The organism is Flavobacterium sp. ALJ2, from assembly GCF_015594725.1.
In the GTDB taxonomy this organism is placed as follows: domain Bacteria; phylum Bacteroidota; class Bacteroidia; order Flavobacteriales; family Flavobacteriaceae; genus Flavobacterium.
The window spans coordinates 1-396 of sequence record NZ_JADNRC010000079.1 but is presented as its reverse complement, the minus strand read 5'-3'; the positions used below and the strand labels follow the sequence as shown (position 1 = coordinate 396).

Sequence of the window (396 nt, the reverse complement as noted above, 5' to 3'; positions counted from 1 at the left end):
TTAACAGGTTCGGTAACGATTGAGAAAGGTTCGGGTACAGCAATAATAGAAGTTGTTGCGTTAACAGATAATCTGATAGAACTAGACGAAACGGTAATTATAACAGGAGGAACTGTCTCAGGATTTACTTGGGGAAGCGACAATAAAGCTACAGTTACCATTAAAGATGCAACTGGAAATGATCCTGCAAATAAAGTATTGAGTATTTCTCCACCTACAGCAAATGTTGCAGAAGGAGAAAGTACTACTCTGACGGTAAGTTTACCGAAGGATATTATTGTGACGAGTCCACTAGATATACATTATGAGATAGCAGTTTCTAGTACAGCCATAAATGGTGCGGACTATGAAACGTTATCAGGTGTGGCAACGATTCCTGCGGGTTCAGGTACAGCA

General features: G+C 40.2%; 1 protein-coding gene. It reads left to right on the top strand.

Annotation, left to right across the window (positions count from 1 at the left end):
* The coding region (locus tag IUY40_RS19295; protein WP_229335717.1) for a hypothetical protein at positions 1-396 on the top strand (396 nt) is incomplete at both ends.